The organism is Sandarakinorhabdus sp., from assembly GCF_040398645.1.
Lineage (GTDB): Bacteria > Pseudomonadota > Alphaproteobacteria > Sphingomonadales > Sphingomonadaceae > Sandarakinorhabdus.
In genome coordinates, this window is sequence record NZ_JBBATR010000121.1 from 1 (window position 1) to 1,292 (window position 1,292).

Sequence of the window (1,292 nt, forward strand, 5' to 3'; positions counted from 1 at the left end):
ATGCCCGGGCTGAGCGCCCTGGCACTGTGGTGCTGCCCATGTCCGAGCGGGTGTTCAACCCCTCGCGCGAGACACGCTTTATTTTGAACCAAGCCCGTGCCATCGGCACTCAGGCCCAGCGACTGTGCGAGATGCTGTTTGCCATCGAGGGGCGCGTGGGCCAGCGCAAACTGTGGGGCATCGTCAACCTGGCCAAGCGCTACCCGAGACACTTCGTTGATGACGCCTGCGCGCAGGCCTTGGAGCACGGCGTGCACAGCTACAGCCACGTGAAGAAGCTTACTGAGCGATTGATTACCCAGGCTTTGCTGGCTTTGCAGCCATCAACAACAGCCCCAGCACAAAGCCCGCACGCCTTGGCCCAGCAGCATGAACTTATTCGCAGCGCCCAAGAGTACGCAGACCTCTTCACCCACGCCGCAACGACCAGCCAAGGCGGCATGGCACAAGGACAGCAGCCATGAACATGACCGAGATTGAGCGCGCCTTGCGCGAACTGCGCTTGTCAGGCATTGCAGATACGCTGGGCACGCGCGTGTTGCAAGCGCAAGCGGCCCAGCAGCCCTTCATCGAGACCTTTGCGGCCATGCTGCAAGACGAGTTGGACCGGCGCCAATCGCGCCTGATTGAGCGGCGCTTTAAACGCTGTGGCCTTGATGAGAGGCTGACGCTGGCGGACTTTGATTGGCGCTTTAACGCCAAACTGCCTCGCAGTGCCTGCTTTGAGTTGCACACGCTTAAGTTCATCGCCGAGGGCGGCAACGCGCTGATTATTGGTAAACCGGGAACAGGCAAGAGTCATGTGGCCAAGGCAGTGGTCTATCAGGCCACGCTACAGGGCTACGACGTGCGATACGTTGAGGCGGACACTGAGTTTGCTCGATACGGCCTGGCCAGCAGCCAGGAGCAGGCAGCGTTACTCAAGGGCTGGGTTGAGCCCGATCTACTGGTGCTGGACGATCTGTTTCTGGCCAGGCGCATTGCCGATGTGAGCGCCGAGTTGCTGCAGGCCATCGTGCATCAGCGTTACAAATTGCGCCGCTCCATCGTGATCACTTCCAACCGGGTGGTGCAGGACTGGGGCAAGTACCTAGCGGATGCCACGATGGCCACCACCATTCTGGACCGGCTGATGCATCGCTGCGCGATGCTGGAGTTTGAAGGCAAGAGCTACCGGATGAAAGAGGCCGCCTCACGTATCGCTATTGCCTCAGATTCGGCATAATCTAACTGTCCTGCCATGGGGGAGTTTGACTGGCCATAAGTGGGGGAATTTGAAGTGGCCATCGGGG

The 1,292-nt window shown here is 59.9% G+C and carries 1 protein-coding gene and 1 pseudogene; both read left to right on the plus strand.

All coding sequences use genetic code 11. From position 1 onward, the window contains the following. Positions 1-464: pseudogene (locus tag ABWP50_RS13505) on the plus strand (IS21 family transposase); the annotation flags it as partial. Beyond that, entirely contained in the window at positions 461-1,225 is a 765-nt protein-coding gene (istB, locus tag ABWP50_RS13510) for an IS21-like element helper ATPase IstB (RefSeq protein ID WP_353218505.1), read from the plus strand. The pseudogene ABWP50_RS13505 and the gene istB, both read left to right, overlap by 4 nt. Positions 1,226-1,292 lie beyond the last annotated feature (67 nt).